This window comes from Erythrobacter sp. QSSC1-22B (genome assembly GCF_001678665.1).
In the GTDB taxonomy this organism is placed as follows: Bacteria; Pseudomonadota; Alphaproteobacteria; order Sphingomonadales; family Sphingomonadaceae; genus Qipengyuania.
Genome location: NZ_LZRP01000003.1, coordinates 83,249 through 102,676, shown reverse-complemented (window position 1 = coordinate 102,676; position 19,428 = coordinate 83,249). Strand labels below are relative to the sequence as shown.

At 65.8% G+C, this 19,428-nt stretch carries 20 protein-coding genes; 8 read left to right on the top strand and 12 right to left on the bottom strand.

Features of this window, described 5'->3' with window-relative positions; translation table 11 throughout:
* Positions 1-34: 34 nt before the first annotated feature.
* Genes hemH through A9995_RS06470 form a run of 3 tightly spaced genes read right to left on the bottom strand, consistent with a single transcriptional unit; the run spans position 35 to position 4,301 of the window.
* The gene (hemH, locus tag A9995_RS06480; RefSeq protein ID WP_067610572.1) at positions 35-1,069 is read right to left on the bottom strand and encodes a ferrochelatase; all 1,035 of its coding nucleotides are present in this window, start codon (positions 1,067-1,069) and stop codon (positions 35-37) included.
* Entirely contained in the window at positions 1,066-3,360 is a 2,295-nt protein-coding gene (locus A9995_RS06475; protein WP_082992529.1) for a molybdopterin cofactor-binding domain-containing protein, read from the bottom strand. Before A9995_RS06475 ends, hemH begins: the two co-directional genes overlap by 4 nt.
* On the bottom strand, positions 3,339-4,301 hold the full coding sequence (locus A9995_RS06470) for an Mrp/NBP35 family ATP-binding protein (RefSeq protein WP_067610570.1): 963 nt from the start codon (positions 4,299-4,301) through the stop codon (positions 3,339-3,341). Before A9995_RS06470 ends, A9995_RS06475 begins: the two co-directional genes overlap by 22 nt.
* A 74-nt stretch (positions 4,302-4,375) precedes the next feature.
* On the opposite strand from A9995_RS06470, the gene hflK reads away from it, so the two are divergent.
* From hflK to A9995_RS06455, 3 genes are all read left to right on the top strand, one after another.
* On the top strand, positions 4,376-5,602 hold the full coding sequence (hflK, locus tag A9995_RS06465) for a protease modulator HflK (RefSeq protein ID WP_067610568.1): 1,227 nt from the start codon (positions 4,376-4,378) through the stop codon (positions 5,600-5,602).
* Positions 5,603-5,604: 2 nt separating this feature from the next.
* The gene (gene hflC, locus A9995_RS06460; RefSeq protein ID WP_067611000.1) at positions 5,605-6,438 is read left to right on the top strand and encodes a protease modulator HflC; all 834 of its coding nucleotides are present in this window, start codon (positions 5,605-5,607) and stop codon (positions 6,436-6,438) included.
* A gap of 137 nt (positions 6,439-6,575) precedes the next feature.
* On the top strand, positions 6,576-8,114 hold the full coding sequence (locus A9995_RS06455; protein WP_369815810.1) for a Do family serine endopeptidase: 1,539 nt from the start codon (positions 6,576-6,578) through the stop codon (positions 8,112-8,114).
* 139 nt (positions 8,115-8,253) lie between these two features.
* On the opposite strand, the gene A9995_RS06450 is transcribed toward A9995_RS06455, so the two are convergent.
* The 5 genes from A9995_RS06450 to A9995_RS06430 all read right to left on the bottom strand — a co-directional run bounded on the left by A9995_RS06450 (position 8,254) and on the right by A9995_RS06430 (position 12,758).
* Positions 8,254-10,491, bottom strand: coding sequence for a transglycosylase domain-containing protein (locus A9995_RS06450; RefSeq protein WP_067610998.1), 2,238 nt, complete (start codon positions 10,489-10,491; stop codon positions 8,254-8,256).
* A gap of 124 nt (positions 10,492-10,615) precedes the next feature.
* A complete protein-coding gene (gene msrB, locus A9995_RS06445) occupies positions 10,616-11,023 on the bottom strand; it encodes a peptide-methionine (R)-S-oxide reductase MsrB (RefSeq protein ID WP_067610564.1) in 408 nt (135 codons plus the stop codon).
* Positions 11,024-11,071: 48 nt separating this feature from the next.
* Positions 11,072-11,743 (bottom strand): glutathione S-transferase family protein, encoded by a 672-nt coding sequence (locus tag A9995_RS06440; protein ID WP_067610562.1) that lies wholly within the window; start codon positions 11,741-11,743, stop codon positions 11,072-11,074.
* Positions 11,744-11,812: 69 nt separating this feature from the next.
* Positions 11,813-12,280 (bottom strand): hypothetical protein, encoded by a 468-nt coding sequence (locus tag A9995_RS06435; protein ID WP_067610561.1) that lies wholly within the window; start codon positions 12,278-12,280, stop codon positions 11,813-11,815.
* A 106-nt stretch (positions 12,281-12,386) separates the two neighbouring features.
* Positions 12,387-12,758 (bottom strand): hypothetical protein, encoded by a 372-nt coding sequence (locus tag A9995_RS06430; RefSeq protein ID WP_067610559.1) that lies wholly within the window; start codon positions 12,756-12,758, stop codon positions 12,387-12,389.
* 117 nt (positions 12,759-12,875) lie between these two features.
* Between A9995_RS06430 and A9995_RS06425 the strand changes: the two genes are divergently transcribed.
* From A9995_RS06425 to fghA, 3 genes are all read left to right on the top strand, one after another.
* Complete coding sequence (locus A9995_RS06425; RefSeq protein WP_067610557.1) at positions 12,876-13,982, top strand: S-(hydroxymethyl)glutathione dehydrogenase/class III alcohol dehydrogenase; 1,107 nt, start codon at positions 12,876-12,878, stop codon at positions 13,980-13,982.
* Positions 13,983-14,219: 237 nt separating this feature from the next.
* A complete protein-coding gene (locus A9995_RS06420) occupies positions 14,220-14,600 on the top strand; it encodes a VOC family protein (protein WP_067610555.1) in 381 nt (126 codons plus the stop codon).
* The gene (gene fghA, locus A9995_RS06415) at positions 14,600-15,475 is read left to right on the top strand and encodes an S-formylglutathione hydrolase (RefSeq protein WP_067610553.1); all 876 of its coding nucleotides are present in this window, start codon (positions 14,600-14,602) and stop codon (positions 15,473-15,475) included. Before A9995_RS06420 ends, fghA begins: the two co-directional genes overlap by 1 nt.
* A gap of 7 nt (positions 15,476-15,482) precedes the next feature.
* Here fghA and A9995_RS06410 read toward each other — a convergent pair whose 3' ends face one another.
* On the bottom strand, positions 15,483-15,806 hold the full coding sequence (locus A9995_RS06410) for a hypothetical protein (RefSeq protein WP_067610551.1): 324 nt from the start codon (positions 15,804-15,806) through the stop codon (positions 15,483-15,485).
* A gap of 240 nt (positions 15,807-16,046) precedes the next feature.
* Between A9995_RS06410 and A9995_RS06405 the strand changes: the two genes are divergently transcribed.
* Positions 16,047-16,406, top strand: a complete 360-nt coding sequence (locus A9995_RS06405; protein ID WP_067610549.1) for a hypothetical protein — start codon at positions 16,047-16,049, stop codon at positions 16,404-16,406.
* A 51-nt stretch (positions 16,407-16,457) separates the two neighbouring features.
* On the opposite strand, the gene A9995_RS06400 is transcribed toward A9995_RS06405, so the two are convergent.
* Entirely contained in the window at positions 16,458-17,171 is a 714-nt protein-coding gene (locus tag A9995_RS06400) for a spermidine synthase (RefSeq protein ID WP_067610546.1), read from the bottom strand.
* A 119-nt stretch (positions 17,172-17,290) separates the two neighbouring features.
* Between A9995_RS06400 and A9995_RS06395 the strand changes: the two genes are divergently transcribed.
* Positions 17,291-17,650: a hypothetical protein gene (locus tag A9995_RS06395; RefSeq protein WP_067610544.1), complete on the top strand. Its 360-nt coding sequence runs from the start codon at positions 17,291-17,293 to the stop codon at positions 17,648-17,650.
* 27 nt (positions 17,651-17,677) lie between these two features.
* Here the strand turns inward: A9995_RS06395 and metW are convergent, their stop codons facing one another.
* Both metW and A9995_RS06385 read right to left on the bottom strand, forming a co-directional pair.
* Entirely contained in the window at positions 17,678-18,292 is a 615-nt protein-coding gene (gene metW, locus A9995_RS06390; protein ID WP_067610543.1) for a methionine biosynthesis protein MetW, read from the bottom strand.
* Positions 18,289-19,380 carry a homoserine O-acetyltransferase gene (locus tag A9995_RS06385; RefSeq protein ID WP_067610542.1) on the bottom strand — a complete coding sequence of 364 codons (1,092 nt, stop codon included), beginning with the start codon at positions 19,378-19,380 and terminating at the stop codon, positions 18,289-18,291. The genes metW and A9995_RS06385 overlap by 4 nt, the downstream gene beginning before the upstream one ends.
* Positions 19,381-19,428: the final 48 nt, after the last annotated feature.

Sequence of the window (19,428 nt, the reverse complement as noted above, 5' to 3'; positions counted from 1 at the left end):
TTGATACTTACCTCTGTGTAAGTAACTCGCGCGCTTAAATCCACCCAGACAATTCGCGCCGCAGGATCGTCTCGAGCATATCGAGCCCGGCGGCGGAGGTGTTGAGGCATGACAGAGCGGCGAAATCCTCGCCCCCGGCCTCGAGGAACTGCTCCTTGCCCTCCATCGCCAGCTCCTCGAGCGTCTCGAGGCAGTCGGCGGAGAAGCCCGGCGCGGCAATCGCGATGCGCTTCGTGCCGGCGTGCGCCTCTTCCTCGAGCGTGGTGTCGGTGGCGGGTTCGAGCCATTTGGCGCGGCCGAAGCGCGACTGGAAGGTGGTCCGCAGCCGTAGGTCGGGCCGGTTCAGCTTCGCTCCGAGCAGCCGCGCGGTCTTCTGGCAGTGGCAGTGATAGGGATCGCCCAGATGCAGCGTGCGCTCGGGCATGCCGTGGAAGCTCAGCAGCAGCAGTTCGGGCTCGAAGGCAAGAGCGTCGATCTGGCGCCCGATATCGAGCGCCAGCGCATCGATATAGGCGGGATCGTCGTGATAGGGCGGCAGCGTGCGCAGGCTCGGCTGCCAGCGCATCGCTTTGAGCGCATCGCTGGCCTTGTCGACCACCGTCGCCGTCGTCGCGCCCGAATATTGCGGATAGAGCGGCGCCAGCAGCACCCGCTCGCAGCCCGCCGCCATCATCGCATCGAGCCGGTCCGGAATAGACGGCGCGCCGTAGCGCATCGCCCAGTCGACCCGCACGCCCCCGTCCGTCCCGGCACCCATCCGCGCCTGCATCGCTTCCGCCTGCTGGCGAGTGATGACCGCCAGCGGCGAACCTGCCTCGGTCCAGACCTTGGCATAGGCCGCGGCGCTCTTTTTCGGGCGGGTGGTGAGGATCAGCCCGCGCAGGATCGGCTGCCACAGCAGCGTGGGGATCTCGACCACGCGTTTGTCGGAGAGGAATTCGGCCAGATAGCGCTTTACCGATTCGGGATCGGGCGCTTCGGGCGTGCCGAGATTGACCAGCAGCACGCCGACCCCGCCCGAGCGGACGGGGGGATGGTCGTGCGGCAAGGTCTGGGGCTGCCAGGTCATAATCCCTCCGATAGCAGCGGCAGGCGGCGAAAGCGCACCCCCGTTGCAGCGAACAGTGCATTGGCGATGGCGGGTGGCGCGACCGCCACACCAAGCTCGCCCGGATCGAACGGCTCGGCATCGCTTTCGACCAGGTCGAGCACGATTTCCGGCGCATCCGCAAGCGTCGGCAGGCCGAGATCGCTAAGCCGCGCGCTGACGGGCAGGCCGCCGCGGTAGCTCACGCTCGAACCCGTCGCCAGCGAGAGGCCGAACAGCAGCCCGCCCTCGATCTGCTGGCGGGCGATGTCGATATTCACGATCCGGCCGATATCCGCCACCGCGGACAGCCGCGCGACGCGCACGCCGCCTTCGCCCATCTGCGCCTGCGCGACGCAGGCGATCGATCCGCTGGCCGCGCCGAACTCCATCCGGATCAGCGCCAGCCCCTGCCGGCTGCCCTCGCCCCCGCCATCCCACTCGCCCAGCTCGGTGGCGCGGCGCAACACTTCGGCCGAGCGTTCGTCATGGCCGAGCATGGTCATCCGGTAGAGATAGGGGTCGCGCATGGCCTCGCGCGCCAGCTCGTCGACGAAGCTCTCGGTCGCAAAGCCCGTGTAGACCGCCGAATTGCCGCGCAGCAGCCCCGTGGGCAGCTCGATCGGGACGGGGACATGATCGACGGCGATATTGGCGATGGCATAGGGCGGCACCGCCCCTTCGCAGGCCAGCGCATCGGACTTGTCCGCAACGCGTCCCATCGCCGCTTCCGGCGTGGCGTTGGCGAACAGCCGCTCGCCGAACTCGCGCATCGTCGCCGGCATCGCCAGCCGCGCCCGCCAGGCGATCGGCGTCCGCTCCTCGCCCGGGGAAAGCCTTGCCGTCAGCACCAGCGCGACCGGGGTGCGCGGTGGCAGCGCCTTGAATTCCTCCGCCCGGGGCCAGGTCAGCTGGACCGGCCTGCCGACCTCCTTCGCGATCTGCGCGATCTCGATCGCATGCTGCTTTTCCAGCCGGGCATCGAAGCTGCCACCTGCGCCGAGCAGATAAAGGACCACATCGCTGGTCGACAGGCCCGCGGCCTTCGCCGCGGCTTCGCGGGTCGCTTCGGGTGCCTGCGAGGCGATCCACAATTCTAGCCGGCCATCGGCATAATGCGCCGTCGCGCTGGCGGTCTCGATCGCGGCGTGAACCGCGGGCGCAATATCGTAGCGCTGGACCTGGTCGAGCCCGGTCAGGATGGCGTCCGGATCCCCGATGCTTGCGATTCGCAAGGCAGCGCCGGTCCGCACACCCTGATCCAGCGCTTGCTCGATCGCCTCGCTTTCGACTCCGCCCGGGCCGCCGAAACGCAGCGCCAGCCGGTCGAGCCCCCGCTCGGCGCGCCACCAGCTGTCCGCCACCGCCGCGATCCAGCGCTTCGACTTGACCAGCGCGACCAGACCCAATCCCGCTGCTTCCGCCTCGTCGAAACCGACGAGCTCGGGCAGGCCAACCGGCCCGTGCCGGATCGACGCATAGACCATGCCCGGCAGGCGGATGTCGGCGGCAAACAGATAGGTGCCATCGACCTTAGCGGGCAGGTCGAGCCGCGGGAATTCGCCGGGACCCGGAAACCCGCCTGCCAGCGGCCGTTCCCCCGGGGGCTGGGGCCGCAGCGGCGGAGGGTCGGGCGGGGTCATCAGCGCGGCCTCTTGCGCCAGTTCGCCGAACCGCAGGCGTCTTTCGCCATGGAGAATGAAGCCGTCCTCCGCCTCGCACTCTTCCCACGAGACGCCCCAGCGTTCGGCGGCGGCCATCGCGAGCATGGCACGCGCCGCTGCACCCGCTGCCCGGCAATCCGCCTCATAGGCGGCCAGAGTCGATCCCTCTGCGGTCGCGGCGAAATTTCCCGCGCGCGCGAAACGCTCGGCAAGAAAGCTATCGGGCTCGTCAGCGAGATCGGGCAGCACCGACCACAATGGTGCCCATTCGGCGGCGAGCGGGACGTTGGCCTGCGCGCCGCTGGGCGGAACCGTCGCAACGGCGATCTGCCGCCACGACGCACCCATTTCCTGCGCGACGATCTGGGGGAGCAGGGTCGTGACCCCCTGCCCCATCTCGAGCTGCGGCACCGCGACCGTCACCACCCCATCGGCGGCCACCGTCAGCCAGGCGCCGAACAGATGTTCGTCCGCGCCGGTCTGCAGCGCGGGCGAATAACTGCGCGGCCAGGCCCACCACGCCACCACCAGGCCCCCGCCAACCGCTGCCCCGGCAAGCAGCTGGCGGCGCGAGAGCGAGACGTGGTTCAGGCGGTCTTTGATAGCCAAGTGGCGAGCTTTGTGGCGATGGCGCGGAACGGTTCGGCGATCGCATCATCGCCCGCTGCGGGGGGCTTGCCGGCATCGCTGCCTTGCCGGATCGCGAGATCGAGCGGGATCCGCCCGAGGAAGGGCAGTTCGAGCCGCCCGGCCGCATCCTCGACCCCGCCGGCACCGAAGGGATCGGAGACCTCGCCGCAATGCGGACAGGCATAGCCTGACATGTTCTCGACCAGCCCGATCACCGGCACCCCGGCCTGATCGAACAATTGCCCGGCGCGTGCGGCATCGATCAGCGCGAGGTCCTGCGGGGTCGAGACCAGCACCGCGCCCGCGGGCTTGAACTTCTGGAGCATGGTCAGCTGCACGTCGCCGGTACCCGGCGGCAGATCGACCAGCAGCAATTCGGCATCGCCCCAATGCGCGTCGATCAACTGGCTCAGCGCATTGCCCACCATCGGCCCGCGCCAGGCGATCGCCTGCCCCTGCTTGACCAGATGGCCCATCGACAGCACCGGCACGCCGAACGTGCTTTCCACGGGGATCAGCTTGTTCTCGCGCGCTTCGGGACGCGCCGCCTGATTGCCTAGGATCATCGGCTGCGAGGGACCGTAGATATCGGCGTCGACCACCCCCACCTTGTGGCCCATGCGGTGAAGCGCGATCGCGAGATTGGCGGTCAGCGTGGACTTGCCCACCCCGCCCTTGCCCGAACCGACCGCGACGATCCGCCGGGCCTTGCGCTCAGCGGTGAGGATGACGCGGACATCCTCCACCTCGCCGCTCGCACCGACGCTCTCGCGCACCGCGGCTTCCATCTCATCGCGTTCTGCGGGGGCGAGACCGGCGACATCGAGCACGACAGTCGCGCGGCCATCCTTCAGCGTGGCCGAGGAGACGCGCGCGCCAATCGAGGCGGGGAGCGCAGCGGTTAATGCATTATCGACCATGCCGCGCGCCGTGTAGCATCAAAAAGCGCGCGACAACCCCTGTTTTTCCTGCGGATCGACCCTATAGATACTGCATGCGAATATTGGACGGGTTTGGAAAACGTATCGGGCTGGCCATGGCTGGCGGCCGCAATCCCTGGGGCAAAGGCCCCGGCAAGGGTTCCGGCGATGGTGGCGATGGCTCCGGGGGCGAGAGCCCCGGCGAGGGTGGCGACACCCCCCCGACAGGAGATTCGGACAACAAGCCCGGCAACAAACCCAAGGGTCCCAAGAACCCCTGGCTCCCGCCCGGCGTAACCGGCGCCGGCCCGCGTCGCTCGGCCAATATCGAAGATATCTTCAAGAACCGCGGGCCCGAAGGTCCGCGCCGCACCGGCGGGCCGGGCGGACCAAACTTCCGCTTTCCGCAGCGTCCCGGCGGCGGCAGCTGGCTGCCTTTTGCCGTCATTGGCCTGGTCGCGATCGGCTTGCTGACGACCAGCGTTCATCTGATCGAGGCGCAGGAAAAGGCGGTGGTCAAGACGCTCGGCAATTACACTCGCACACTGGATCCCGGGCTCAACTTCTCCGCCCCCTTCCCCATCGAGACCGTCGATGTCGAGGACGTCCAGGGTGTGCGCGCCCTGCGCATCCCGGGTTCGAGCGAAAGCGCCAAGCTGATCCTGACCGGCGACCAGAACCTGGTCGATCTGAGTTATATCGTGCGCTGGAACATCAAGAGCCTGGAGAATTTCAAATTCTCGCTCGTCGAACCGATCGAGACGGTCGCCGAAGTCGCCGAGGCCGCGATGCGCGCCGAAGTCGCCGAGAAGACACTCGACGAGACCTTTTCCGGTCAGGGCCGTGCCGAAATCGAGCTGGATGTGCGCCAGCGCATGCAACTCGCGCTCGATGCGTATAATTCGGGCATCCAGGTAATCGGTGTCGAAATCGACAAGGCCGATCCGCCCGCCGAAGTCGTCGATGCATTCCGCGATGTCTCGGTCGCGGAACAGAACGCCGATGCCTCGCGCAACCAGGCGCGCGGTTATGCCCAGCAGGTCCTCGCGCAGGCGCAGGGCGAGGCTGAGGCCTTCGACGAAGTCTATGAAGAGTATCGCCTTGCGCCCGAAGTTACCCGCCGCCGTCTCTATTACGAAACCATGGAGCGGGTGTTGAGCCAGACCGATACGACCGTGGTCGAGAACGAAGGCGTCACCACCTATCTGCCGCTTCCGGAAGTGCGTCGCCGCAGCAATACGGCTGCGCCCGCCGCAACCCCACCCGCGCAGCCCGCCCAGCCGCAGGGAGAGAGCCAGTGACCATGAGCAATATCTGGGAAAATTATCGCGTCGCGGTGATCGCCCTCGCGGTTCTGATCGTGCTGTTCTTCACCAGCGTTTATATCGTCCCCGAGGAAGAGCAGGCGGTGGTGATCCGCACCGGCGAGCCCGTGGGTGTGGTCAACACGCCCGGCGGCGACACCAACGCGGGGCTCTATTTCAAGGTGCCCTTTATCGATTCGGTTCGCCGGATCGAGAAGCGCGTCCTCGATCTCGAGATGTCCGACGAGGAAGTGCTGTCGAACGATCAGCAGCGCCTGCTGGTCAATGCCTATGCGCGATTCCGGATTTTCGATCCGGTGCGCATGGTCGAACGGGCCGGCACCACCGAAGGCGTGCGCCTCGCGCTCGAGCCGATCCTCAACTCGGTGCTGCGTCAGGAACTGGGCCGCCGCACCTTCCAGAACATGCTGACCGCCGAACGCGGAACTGCCCTCGCGAATGTGCGCGCCAATCTCGACCGCCAGGCCCGGCAATACGGAGCCGAGGTGATCGACGTGAAGATCAAGCGCACCGATCTGCCCGGTGGTGCGCCGCTCAATTCGGCGTTCCGCCGGATGGAATCGGATCGCGAGCGCGAAGCGCGCACGATCCGCTCGCAGGGCGATCGGGATGCGCGCATCATCCGTGCCGAAGCGGATGCGGATTCGGCGCGGATATATGCCGACAGTTTCGGCAAGGACCCGTCGTTCTATGATTTCTACCGCGCGATGCAGAGCTACGACACGACGTTTGCCGGCCAGAACGCCAGCGAAAAGAGCATTATCCTGTCGCCCGACAACGAGTATCTCCGGCAGTTCCGCGGACAGAATTGACCGTTCGTCGAGTGGAACCTTCGGCGTTCAATGGCTGTTCAGCGGATACCGGTTGAAACGCGACCAAGCCCTATGATGGCGCATGCCAAACCGGATTATCCGGCGCAGGCGCGCCCCGCTACAAGGAACGAGAGGACGTGAAACCAGTGCGATATGCCTATGGATTGACGAGTGTGTTGTTGGTCGGCGGTGCTGCCGTGTCGCTGGCGACGGGTTACCCCGCCGGTGCGCAGGTGGCGCAGAACGACGACATGCAGGTCTCGCGAGCCGTGCCCCGCGCGGGCGCCCCCGAAAGCTTTGCCGATCTGACCGCGCAATTGCAGCCAGCGGTGGTCAACATTTCCACCCGCCAGCGGGTCGAGGTGCGCAGTTCCAACCCGTTCACTGGAACGCCCTTCGAGGGCCTGTTCAACCGCCGCCAGGGCCAGCAGGAAGCCGAACCGGAATTCCGCGAAGGCCAGTCGCTCGGATCCGGCTTCTTCATCTCGGCCGATGGCTATGTGGTGACCAACAACCATGTCGTCAGCCCGACAGGCCGGGGCACGGTGGAAGAGATCACCGTCACCATGCCCGATGGCACCGAATACGCAGCCGAACTGGTCGGCAATGATGTCGAATCAGATCTCGCAGTGCTCAAGGTCGACCGCAGCGAGGACTTCCCCTTCGTGCGCTTCGGCGATTCCAGACAGGCGCGTCCGGGCGACTGGGTGGTTGCGATCGGCAATCCCTTCGGTCTGGGCGGCACGGTCACCAGCGGCATCGTCTCGGCGGTGCTGCGCAACACCGGCATGGGCGGCGCCTACGATCGCTACATCCAGACCGATGCCGCCATCAACCGCGGCAATTCGGGCGGCCCGCTGTTCGACATGCAGGGCAATGTGATCGGCATCAACAATGCCATCTTCTCGCCCACCGGCGGCAGCGTCGGGATCGGCTTTGCCATTCCCGCAGAAATCGCTGCGCCGATCGTCGAGCAATTGCGCCGCGGCGAGGCGATCGAACGCGGCTATCTCGGGATCAGCATCCAGCCGGTCACCGACGATCTCGCCAGCTCGCTCGGCATCGAGCGCAACCGCGGCGAAATCGTCCAGTCGGTCCAGGCCGGCGAAGGTGCCGAGCGCGCCGGGATCCGCGCCGGCGACATCGTGATCAGCGTCAATGGCGAGCCGGTTACCCCCGAACAGTCGCTGTCCTTCCTCGTTGCCAATATCGCGCCGGGCGAAACGATCCCGATCGAGTTCATCCGCAATGGTGAACGCAGCCGCGCGAATGTGACCGTCGGCGCCCGCCCCAGCGCGGAAGAGCTGGCACGCCAGCAGATGTTCGACCCCGAAGCCGACGAGGAAGAAATGCTTGAGAGCACCGATGACGGGCTGATCGAGCAGCGGCTCGGCCTGCAGGTCGTCCCGCTCAACCCGCAGATCGCCAGCCAGCTTGGCGCTTCCGCAGGGACCACCGGCCTCGCGGTCGGCGCGGTCGATCCCAATTCGGACGCGGCGCGCAAGGGTATCCAGCGCGGCGATATCATCCTCAGCGCCAACTACCGCGAAGTGCCCGATATTGCCGGGCTCGAAGCGGTCATCGCGCAGGCCGATACCGAGGATCGCGACGCGGTGTTGCTGCGCGTTCAACGGCGCGGTCGCCCGCCGGCCTATCTGCCCATTCGCCTGCGCTGATCGGCGACTGATCTCACCGGAGACCGGTTGAAATCCTCCCATGCGGAGGCTGCCAGAAGAGCTGAAAAGGGGAGCTCCACCGCAAGGTGGCGCTCCCCTTTCTCGTTGTCGTCCTCGTTGTCGTCGCAATTCGTGGCGATCAATACTCGACCGGCGGCAAGCCCTGCTGGCGCGGGGGACGCTGTTGCTGGCGCGGCGGCGGCGGCGGCTCAGCCGCGCCCTCCCCGGTCGCTCGACGGAGGAACTCGTCGCCCGCCGCCGCAGGAGCGTTGGGCGCGGGATCGCTCGGGGGCAATTGCTCACCCGGGCGGCGCGGCGGTTGTCCGGGCTGGCGCCGCCGGTCGCCCTCGCCGGTTCCGGGAACGCTCCCCGGCTGGCCGGGAGCTGGGAAATAGTCTTCGCCCTCGCCCTGCGGTCGGCCCGGCTCGATCAGATTGCCCTGTTCGTCGATGAAATAGTAATCGTCGGGATCGCCGAACATCTGCTCGTCGTCGGGTTCGAGCTGCCATTCGGGCAATTGGAGGTCGGTGTCGAACTCCTCGATCGGCCGATCCTTGACCGCGTAGCGCATATAGGCGGCGAAGGCCTGCGCCGGGGCGCGCCCGCCCTGCAGGCTGGCAACGCGGGCGTTGTCGTCGCGGCCCATCCACACCCCGGTGGTGATGCCACTGGAAAAACCGACGAAATAGCCGTCCTTGTTGGAATTGGTGGTCCCGGTCTTGCCCGCCACGGGCCGCCCGATCTGCGCTGCACGACCGGTGCCGGTGTTGACCGCGGTCTGCAGCAGGTCGGTGATCCCGGCGGCGACATGGTCGGGCACCAGCTGCACCGTGCGCGCGCGCTCGTGCTGGTAGAGCAGTTCGCCGTCGCCCGTGGTCACCTTGAGGATACCATAGGGTTCAACCGACTGACCCTGCGCTGCCACTCCGGCGAAGGCTCGGGTCATGTCGATCAGCCGCACCTCGGACGATCCCAGGACCATCGAAGGATAGGTCGAGACGGGCGTCGTGATGCCGAAGCGCCGCGCCATGCTTGCAACGGTACCGAACCCGACCTCGTTGCCCAGTTGCGCTGCGACGGTGTTGGTTGAATAGGCAAAGGCCGTGCGCAAATTGATCGCACCGCTGTAGCTGCCGCTCGAATTGCGCGGGCTCCAGCCGTCGATCGTCACCGGCCCGTCGACCACGCGGTCTTCGGGGGTGTATCCCGCCTCGAGCGCGGCGAGATAGACGAACAGCTTCCACGAGGAGCCGGGCTGGCGCATCGCGTCAGTGGCGCGGTTGTAGTTGGTCTGGACATAATCGGTCCCGCCGATCAGCGCGAGCACCGCACCGTCGCGGTCGAGGCTGACCAGCGCTCCTTGGGCACCCTCGGGGGTATTGGCGGTGATCGAGGCGGTGGCGGCGCGCTGCATCCCGGTGTCGAGCGTGGTCCAGACCTCGATCGGTTCGAAGGTTTCGGGCAACAGCAGATCGAGCTGGGGCAGCGCCCAGTCGGTGAAATAGCGCACCGAATTCTGCCCGGTTTCCTCCTTCAGATTGACCGCCGAGACATCGACCGAAGCCTGGCTGGCGCTGATCCGGCCCTGTTCGCGCATCAGCCGCAGCACCACGCTGGCGCGATCGACCGCAGCGTTGACGTCGGCGGTCGGGGAATAACGGCTGGGCGCCTTGACCAGCCCGGCGATGATCGCCGCCTCGGCGGTCGATAGCTCGGTCGCGGGATGGCTGAAGAATTTGCGCGAGGCCGAATCCACGCCATAGGCGCCGCCGCCGAAATAGACCTTGTTGAGATAGAGCTCGAGGATCTGTTCCTTGGTGAATTTGGTCTCCATCGCCACCGCGAGCACCGCCTCACGCAGCTTGCGGTCGATGGTGCGGTTGGAATTGAGGAACACGTTGCGCGCGAGCTGCTGGGTGATGGTCGAGGTCGCCGCGACGCGGGTGTCGTCGGTCACCGCAACATAGAGCGCGCGCGCCAGGCCGATCGGATCGATCCCGAAATGAGAACGGAACCGCCGGTCCTCGACCGAAATCATCGCATCCTTCATGACCTGCGGAATCTCTTCCGAGCTCAGCCACTGGCCATAGCTGGGGCCAAGCTCGACGATTTCGCTGCCATCGCGCGCACGCACCACGATGGTCTGCCCGACCTGGGTGGCCTGGAGCTGGTAGAATGACGGCAACGAGCGCGCGGCAAAGGCCACCGCCAGCCCGACGAACAGCAGGCCCAGCAGCGCCAGCGCCAGACCCCAGAGGATCAGCCGACGCAGCCACAACCGCCAGCCGCGGCGCGGGGGCCGTTTGCCGCCGCTACCGCCGCTGCGCTTGGCAGCCGGGGCTTTGGCCGCACTGCGGCGGTTGCCCCGCTGGTTGATATCGTTCTGTTTGCGTCCCGCCAATTCACGTCACCCGATCAATGGTTCGGGCGTTGCATAGGGCAGTTGTAACGATGCGTGAACGGGGAACCCGCGTGCCATCCACCGGCGGCCTTGAAGACCGTCAGGCGGCACCATCTTCGGGTTCGAAATCGAGCGCCGCGCTGTTGATGCAATAGCGCAGGCCGGTCTCGCCCGGTCCATCCGGGAAGACATGGCCCAGATGCCCTGCGCATTTCGAACAGACCACTTCGGTGCGGACCATGCCCATGCTGACATCGCGGTTCTGCTCGACGACGTCCTCATCGGCGGGCGCGGTAAAGCTGGGCCAGCCCGATCCGCTGTCGTATTTGCGAGCGCTGTCGAACACACGCTGGCCACAGGCGGCGCAGAGATATTCGCCAGCCTGCTTGTTCTGATCGTATTTGCCGGTGAAGGCCCGCTCGGTACCGCCTTCGCGCAGTACGTGATATTGTTCGGGGGACAGCTTCTCGCGCCACTGGCTATCGTCGAGTTCGAGCTTGTCGGTCATACTTGTCTCCTTCCCTAAGGATATGGTGAGGAAACCGGCGAGTTCCACTCAAACATCGACCAGCGCGTAATGCGCCGGGGGATGGATGCCTTCCATCTTCTCGTTGAGCAGCGGCCGGAAGCTCGGGCGGCTCTTGACCACCGAGTACCAGCCGCGCGTCTGTTCGTGGCCCGACCAGTCGATCCCGCCCAGATAATCCGCCACCGAAAGCTGCGCCGCGGCGGCCAGATCGGCGAGGCTCATCGTCGAACCCGCGATCCAGCTGCGGCTGTCGACCAGCCAGTCGATATAGTCGAGATGGCCATGCGCCAGCTTCATCGCCTCGCGCAGCACCCGCCCGTCGGGAGGCTGGCGCAGCACCAGCCGCTTGTGGACCTTTTCGTGGAACAGCGGCGCGATCACATCGCCGAAAAAATTCTCGTCCATCAGCGCGATCAGCCGACGGATCTCGGCGCGGTAGATCGCGGTCCCGGCCAGCAGCGGGCTGCGTTCCACCGTTTCGTCGAGATATTCGCAGATCGCACGGCTGTCGCTGATCGCGAGATTGCGCGCCGGATCGTGGAGCACCGGAACGCGGCCGGCAGCGTTGAGCGCAATCAGCTCGTCGCTGGCCTCCCAAGGCAGCTGGCGGACGAGCTCGTAGGCGACGCTTTTCTCCCCCAGCACGAGGCGAACCTTGCGGCTGAAAGGACAAAGAGGGAATTGGTGCAATTGCCACATAGTGGGGAGCGTCCATGAAGCATGGGGCAGGCGATTGCCAGCCTTGCCGACGCAAGTTTACGCAGCGGATCAGCGCGTTGGGGGACTTTCTGCGGGAGGCAGCGCAACTTCCAGCTGATCCGCCATGTCGCGCAGCGCCGGAACCAGCGCGGCGAGGCTGCCCGAGAGGCCCGCCATCCGGTCCATCACCTGCGGCAGGCGGTCCTGGATGGTGCGCGAAAGATCGTCGCTGCGCGGTGCCATCCGGCGCAAGGTCAGATCGGGATCGATGCGAGGCGAAGGCTCGCCGGCCATCTCACCCGCCGCCTCGGCGAGCGGCTCGACGATCGGAGCGAGCGGGATATCGAGCACGATCTCGGTGAGCGCGGCCAGCGTGGCGGCAAGCTGCGCCTGGCGCACCGGATCCGACATGCCCTGCGCCATGCGATCGAGCGCTTCGGCCTCGGCGACCGGCGTCTGATCAATGTCCTGCGCCAGCGCGGGTACAGCGAGGCAGGCAAGCGGAACGGCGGTGGCGGCGAAGATGAGGCGGCGCATGCGAATCACTACTCTTTCAGACCAATGCAGACTGCGCTCTGGCGTCCGGGCCCTGAACCGGTCCTGACGGGGCAGGCCGGGGGCGGGGGCGGGATGCGCCGACGCGCTAGAGGCCCGAGGCTTGGAGCAGCAACAGGCAGGCGGGCATGGTCCGATCCAGCGCGCCTTCATCCTGCGTCAACCGAGCGGCCTCGGCCGACAGCAATTGCCCCACGCCGTTGCGGTCGAGCCCGGTCTCGTCGATCAGCCGGGCGGCGGTCCGCACGAAGAACTCGCGCCCGCGTTCGCCCAGCGCCGGATAGGTCAGCGCCTCGGCATCGCCTGCAGCCTGGGCCTGCGCGACCAGCGCGAAGGCGGCGGCGCAGCGCACCCCGCTCTGCTGTTCAAGCGAGAGCGCGGGAGCGGGGGTCGGAACCGGCGCCGGTGCCGCGGTGGATTGCATGGCGAGCAGGAGCGTTGCGGAAAGAAAAGCTGTCATGCGAGCGGTGGTAGCCGCAGCAGCCTGAACCGCAAGCTACCGGCTTGCGAGCGGGGCGCCCCTCGCCTACGCCCCACCCCGACCGAACCCCCGAACGAACCTTGGAGACACTCCCCGATGAAGACCCGTGCCGCCGTCGCATTCGAAGCCAAGCAGCCGCTCGAAGTGGTCGAACTCGACCTCGATGGTCCGAAAGCGGGCGAAGTGCTGGTCGAGATCAAGGCCAGCGGGATCTGCCATACCGATGCCTACACGCTCGACGGGCTGGATTCCGAAGGGCTGTTCCCTTCGATCCTGGGCCATGAAGGCGCAGGGATCGTGCGCGAGGTTGGGCCCGGGGTCACCAGCGTCAAGGAAGGCGATCATGTCATCCCGCTCTACACCCCCGAGTGCCGCCAGTGCAAAATGTGCCTCTCGGGCAAGACCAATCTGTGCAGCGCGATCCGCGAAACGCAAGGGAAAGGGCTGATGCCCGACGGGACCAGCCGCTTCTCCTACAAGGGGCAGACCATCCATCACTACATGGGCTGCTCGACCTTCTCGAACTTCACCGTGCTGCCAGAAATCGCGGTCGCCAAGATCCGCGACGACGCGCCGTTCCACACCGCCTGCTACATCGGCTGCGGGGTCACCACCGGGGTCGGTGCGGTGATCAACACGGCCGATGTCCGTCCTGGCGACAATGTCGTGGTGTTCGGACTGGGCGGGATCGGGCTCAACGTGATCCAGGGCGCACGGATGGCGGGTGCCGACCGGATCGTCGGGGTCGACATCAACCCAGACAAGAAGCCCTATGGCGAGCATTTCGGAATGACCGATTTCGTGAATCCCAAGGAAGTCGGCGATGTCGTCGCCCATCTGGTGGAAATGCTCGATGGCGGCGCGGATTACAGCTTCGACTGCACCGGCAACACCGATGTGATGCGCCAGGCGCTGGAATGCTGCCACAAGGGCTGGGGTACCAGCATCGTGATCGGCGTGGCCGAAGCGGGCAAGACCATCGAGACGCGGCCGTTCCAGCTCGTCACCGGGCGCAATTGGCGCGGCAGCGCGTTCGGCGGCGCGCGCGGGCGCACTGATGTGCCCAAGATCGTCGACTGGTACATGGACGGCAAGATCCAGATCGATCCGATGATCACCCACGTCCTCAAGCTCGACGAGATCAACAAGGGTTTCGACCTCATGCATGCGGGCGAAAGCATCCGCAGCGTTGTTGTGTATTAATGTACTGGCTCAAGTTCCTTCCAACCAGCGTAGGATCCGGTTGGACGGGCGCATATAGCGGCATCGACCGAAGAATTCAGCCGCCCTCACTCGATGGAACCAATGAGTGGTGCCTTTCACACGATTGCCAGGATGCGGATGAATTCGAACGAGAGTGCGATGTGCTTATTGCGGAGCTGCAAGAACTGAAGAAAGTTGCTCGACGGAAATTTAAAAAAACGATCAAAGGAAACAAGTATGTTCAGCCACATCATGCTCGGCGCCGACGATATCGACGCTTCGAAGAAATTCTACGACGCCTGCTTCGCCGCATTGGGCGGCAACGAGGGCAAGCTCGATCCCAAGGGTCGGGTGATGTATTTCCACAATGGCGGAATCCTCCTGCTCTCCAAGCCGATCGACGGCGGCAAGGCCTGCGGCGCCAACGGCGGCACCATCGGCTTCGCGGTCGAGAGCGAAGAGCAGGGCAATGCCTGGCACGCCGCCGGCGTCGCCAATGGCGGCACCGCGATCGAGGATCCGCCCGGCATCCGTGAAAGCGAGATCGGCAATTTGTATCTGGCCTATCTGCGCGACCCGGCTGGCAACAAGGTCTGCGTCATGAAGCGCATGGGCTGATGACGGTGCCAACCGACAACACGGTTTTGGAGACGGTCTCCGAGGCCAAGGCTTTCGGCGGGGTGCAGGGGGTTTATTCCCATGCCTCCGCCGAGACCGGCACCGAGATGACCTTCGCGGTCTATCTCCCCCCGCAGGCCGAGAGCCTGGCGGAAGGGGAGACGCTGCCAGTGCTGTATTACCTTTCGGGGCTGACCTGCACCCACGCGAATGTCACCGAGAAGGGCGAATTTCGCGCGGCGTGTGCCGAGCACGGCATTATCTTCGTCGCCCCCGACACCTCGCCGCGCGGCGACGAGGTGCCCGACGCCGATGGCGAATATGATTTCGGCCTTGGCGCCGGCTTCTACGTCGATGCGACGCAGGCGCCCTATGACGAGCACTACCGGATGCGCGCCTATATCGAGCGCGAACTGCCCGCAGCTGTCGAGGCGAATTTCCCCGTCGACCCGGCGCGGCAATCGATCATGGGCCATTCGATGGGCGGCCACGGCGCGCTGACCGTGGGCTTGCGCACCCCCGACCGCTTCCGCTCGATCAGCGCCTTCAGCCCGATCGTCGCGCCCAGCCAGGTGCCATGGGGCGAGAAGGCATTAGGCCGCTATCTCGGCGAGGACCGCAAGGCCTGGCGTGAATACGACGCGGTCGCGCTGGTCGAGGACGGCGCGCGCGCCGATCATGTGCTGGTCGATCAGGGCATGGCCGACGATTTCCTCGTCGAACAGCTCCAGACCCATCGGCTGGCCGAAGCCTGCAAGGCGGCGGGAATGGAGCTCGAGATCCGGCTACAGGAGGGCTACGACCACTCGTATTTCTTCATCTCCAGCTTCATGGCCGACCATATCCGCTGGCATGCGGAGCGGCTGAAGGCCTGACCGGCGCCTAGCTGAAAGCGCAGCGGGCGGCGGAGCCGGTCACCACCGCCATCGCCTCGGGATCGTTCCATTCGCGGACGTGGGTGACGAGGCGACGGACGGTCAACCGGCTGTCCCTGTCGCGCACCGAATTGGCAAATTGCGAAATCCGGCGAATCTGCTGGATCGACAATTCTTCGGCCCAGATGTCGGCCATGCAGGTGGCGATCCCGAGCGGTACGCCCGCTTCCGCAAGCCCGGCCTCGACCCGCTGCTCCGCCACGGTCGCGCAGGCTGAGGCCAGCGGCAGGAGCGCACAACAGGCGATCAGGGCACGGGTTGTGGGGCGCATCGAAAAATTCCTTCACTGCTGGCTGGTGATCGTCAACGCTGCGAAACCACGATTGGTTCACCGGCGCGAGGCGAACCTGTTGCGCAAGCTCTCGAATCCCGGCCTCGCGAACTGCCACAGTTCCCGTTTTCGAATAGCACGGCAATTATAGCCTGCAGCAAGTATCATCACATTTCCCTTGCAATCGCTCCGTCTGTGTTCATTCCCGGTTTCTTGGGGTCGAAACAAGGGGGTGGAACAGTGAACGCATTGCTCAAGATAGCGGCGCCTGCCGCATTGCTGTTTGTCGGCGCACCGGCGCTCTCGGCAGGCAAGCAGGACTTCGATCTGGTCAATGCGACCGGCTATACGATCTTGGAAGTCTATGTCGCGCCCACCACCAGCAATGAGTGGGAAGAGGATGTCATGGGCCTCGATATCCTCGACGACGGCGAGACCGTGACGATCCAATTCGCCCCGCGGCAGAAGGCCTGCAATTACGACATCAAGGTCGTCTGGGACGATGGCGACGAGGCTTTCTGGCGCGGCTTCGACCTGTGCACCGTTTCGCAGGTCACGCTGTACTGGGACAATGGCCGCGCCTGGGCGGAATACGAGTAATCGCGCTCGGTCTCGGGGCGCCAGTGGGGAAACGCCCGCCGGCGCCCGACCTCAGGCCTTGCGCCCCAGATAGATCAGATTGAAGGCCGGCTTGTCGCGATAGGGGGTGTCGAAATCGACCCGCTCGACCCGCACCTCGGTGAAGCACTCGCGCATCGCCTCGAGGAAAACCGGATCCTCCGCATCGGTCGACCACAGCGCGAAGATTCCCGCAGGTGCGAGCCGGCGGCTGACCGCCCGGAGCGCCTCGACGCTGTAGAAATCGACGCTGGCCGGATCGATGAAATGCGTGGTCGAATGGTCGATATCGATCAGGATCGCGTCATGCAGCCGTTCGGGTTGATCGAAGAAGAAGCCTGCCGGTGACCGCGCGAGTTCGAAGAAATCGCCCTGCACCAGTTCGCAGCGCGGATCGCCGGCGACCTTTTCGCCCAGCGGGAGCAGGTGCTCGCGGTGCCATTCGATCACTTCGGGGATAAGCTCGACCACGGTTAGCGCGCCAACGCGCGGGTCGCGCAGAGCCGCTTGGGCGGTATAGCCCAGCCCCAGACCGCCCACCACGACATCGAGCTTCTCGCCCCGCGCCATTGGCAAGGCAAGATCGGCCAGCGCGATCTCGCCGTCCACGAAACGGCTCGACATCAGATAGCCGTCGTTAAGCTTGATCTCCCAGATATCCTCGCCCTCGGCGCTCAACCGGCGTCGGCGCAGCGACAGCTCCCCGATCGCGGTTTCACGAAAGGCAATTTCCTCGAACAACAGCATTGTCAGGCGTTAGAAGAGAACTTTCGCAGGCACCAGTTTCTTGCGGGTGAATTGCGCGGGCCTCGAAATTGCCAATGGACCTTTCCTGGCCTGGCCAGAGAGACTAGGAGCTTGCGCGCATGCCGACCCGCCTTTTCCAACTCGCCTTCTGGGGAGCCGCCGCCTTCGCCGCGGTGATGGCCCTGCTTCCCCTGCCTCCGGATTTGCCGGTCGTGGTCGGAGACAAGGTGCAGCACATGGTCGCGTTCTTCACGCTCACGGTGCTCGCGGCCGGAGGCTATCCGCGCGTCTCCTTGATTCGAATCGGCATCGCCCTGTCGCTGTTCGGCGCCGCAATCGAGATCGCGCAGCTGGTCCCCGCTCTCAATCGCACTGGCGACGTCATGGATTGGCTTGCCGATATGGTAGCGGTTGCCGCGGCGCTGGTCCTGGTCGGCTTGTGGCGCAGGTATTCGGGCAAGAGGGCCGACCACACTTGAGCCGCGCCTGCCCGGCATCTCACTCGCTCAGCGCCTCGCGCTTACCTCGAACACCGCATACTCAGCCCGCCAGTTGGCACCGCTTGCGGTCAGCTCGCGCGCATCGGTGAAAAACCAGCGGCGTTCGATCGCCAAGCCCAGCTCCTGAGCCAGCGCCTCGAAATCATGCACCGTGACATGATGGATGTTCTGCGTGGCGTACCAGCTCACCGGCAGGTGGCGGGTGACCGGCATCCGGCCGTGGCGCAGCAGCGCCCAGCGCATCCGCCAATAGGCGAAATTGGGGAAACTGACGAAGGCCCGGCGGCCCGCGCGGACCAGTTCGGTGAGCATCAGATCGGGCCGTTCGGCGGTCTGCAACGTCTGGCTGAGCACGGCATAGTCGAAGCCGTGGTCGGGATAGTCGACCAGATCGCGATCGGCATCGCCCTGCACCACGCTGAGCCCGCGCGCGACGCAGGTCTCGACCAAGGCGCCGTCGATCTCGATCCCGCGGACATCGCAGCCCTTGCCCAGCAGCGCCGCCATCAGCGCGCCATCGCCGCAGCCGACATCGAGCACGCGGGTACCGGGTTCGATATGCGCGGCGATGACCGCAAGGTCGGCGCGCAGCTCGGACGCGGAACCGGGAGCGGTGCTCATTCGAGAAAGCCCTTCGCCACCCGGTCAAGCGCGGGGATGTCGAGCAGGAAGCTGTCGTGCCCAAAGGGCGCCGACAGTTCGACGAAGCTGACCGGCGCCCCCGCGGCGTTGAGCGCGTGGACGACATGGCGGCTCTCCGCGGTGGGATAGAGCCAGTCGCTGTCGAAGCTGACCAGGCAGAAGCGCGCATCGGTGCCTGCGAAAGCCTGGGCGAGCTTGCCGCCATGCTCCTCCGCGAGGTCGAAGTAATCCATCGCCCGGGTGATATAGAGATAGCTGTTGGCGTCGAACCGCTTGGTGAAGCCGCTGCCCTGATAGCGCAGATAGCTCTCGACCTGGAAATCGGCGTCGAAACCGAAGGTCTTCTCGCTGCGGTCCTGCAGCCGGCGACCGAATTTCTCGGTCAGCCCGTCCTCGGAGAGATAGGTGATATGCGCCGCCATCCGCGCCACAGCGAGGCCCGCGCCGGGCCGTTCCTCGTCGCCGTAGTAATTCCCGTCGCGCCAGTTGGGATCGGCCATGATCGCCTGCCGCCCGACTTCGTGGAAAGCGATGTTCTGCGCCGAATGCCGCGCAGTGGTGGCGATGGCGAGCACGCGCGCGGCGCGCTCGGGCCAGTTGGCGGCAAGGCTGAGCGCCTGCATCCCGCCCATCGAACCGCCGACCACCGCGTGCAACCGCTCGATCCCCAGCGTGTCGAGCAGGCCGACCAGCCCGCGCACCATGTCGCGGATGGTGATGACCGGGAAGCGCATGGCATAGGGCTCGCCATCGGGCGCCAGGCTGGAAGGGCCGGTCGAGCCCATGCAGCTGCCGATCACATTGGCGCAGACGACGTGATAGCGATCGGTATCGATCGGCTTGCCCGGCCCGACCATCCGCGCCCACCAGCCCGGCTTGCCGGTGACCGGATGCGCACTGGCGACGAACTGGTCGCCGGTGAGCGCATGGCACAGCAGGATGGCGTTCCCGCGATCGGGCGCGAGCGTGCCATAGGTCTCGTAGGCGACGGCGACATCCGTCAGCGCGCCGCCGCCATCGAGAGCGAGCGGCCCGGGCAGCTTCTGGGGGTGATAGTTTTCGGACACCGACCTCCCTTATCGCCGGGAGTCGCGCTTGTCGAAGCCGCGAAAAGC

Bases quoted from the DNA above. Each gene is read 5' to 3' on its own strand.
- A9995_RS06410 (WP_067610551.1), bottom strand. From the start codon at position 15,806: ATGCGCCCCACAACCCGTGCCCTGATCGCCTGTTGTGCGCTCCTGCCG.
- A9995_RS06470 (WP_067610570.1), bottom strand. From the start codon at position 4,301: ATGGTCGATAATGCATTAACCGCTGCGCTCCCCGCCTCGATTGGCGCG.
- A9995_RS06420 (WP_067610555.1), top strand. From the start codon at position 14,220: ATGTTCAGCCACATCATGCTCGGCGCCGACGATATCGACGCTTCGAAG.
- hemH (WP_067610572.1), bottom strand. From the start codon at position 1,069: ATGACCTGGCAGCCCCAGACCTTGCCGCACGACCATCCCCCCGTCCGC.
- fghA (WP_067610553.1), top strand. From the start codon at position 14,600: ATGACGGTGCCAACCGACAACACGGTTTTGGAGACGGTCTCCGAGGCC.
- A9995_RS06435 (WP_067610561.1), bottom strand. From the start codon at position 12,280: ATGCGCCGCCTCATCTTCGCCGCCACCGCCGTTCCGCTTGCCTGCCTC.
- A9995_RS06395 (WP_067610544.1), top strand. From the start codon at position 17,291: ATGCCGACCCGCCTTTTCCAACTCGCCTTCTGGGGAGCCGCCGCCTTC.
- A9995_RS06425 (WP_067610557.1), top strand. From the start codon at position 12,876: ATGAAGACCCGTGCCGCCGTCGCATTCGAAGCCAAGCAGCCGCTCGAA.
- metW (WP_067610543.1), bottom strand. From the start codon at position 18,292: ATGAGCACCGCTCCCGGTTCCGCGTCCGAGCTGCGCGCCGACCTTGCG.
- A9995_RS06440 (WP_067610562.1), bottom strand. From the start codon at position 11,743: ATGTGGCAATTGCACCAATTCCCTCTTTGTCCTTTCAGCCGCAAGGTT.
- A9995_RS06430 (WP_067610559.1), bottom strand. From the start codon at position 12,758: ATGACAGCTTTTCTTTCCGCAACGCTCCTGCTCGCCATGCAATCCACC.
- hflK (WP_067610568.1), top strand. From the start codon at position 4,376: ATGCGAATATTGGACGGGTTTGGAAAACGTATCGGGCTGGCCATGGCT.
- A9995_RS06400 (WP_067610546.1), bottom strand. From the start codon at position 17,171: ATGCTGTTGTTCGAGGAAATTGCCTTTCGTGAAACCGCGATCGGGGAG.
- hflC (WP_067611000.1), top strand. From the start codon at position 5,605: ATGAGCAATATCTGGGAAAATTATCGCGTCGCGGTGATCGCCCTCGCG.
- msrB (WP_067610564.1), bottom strand. From the start codon at position 11,023: ATGACCGACAAGCTCGAACTCGACGATAGCCAGTGGCGCGAGAAGCTG.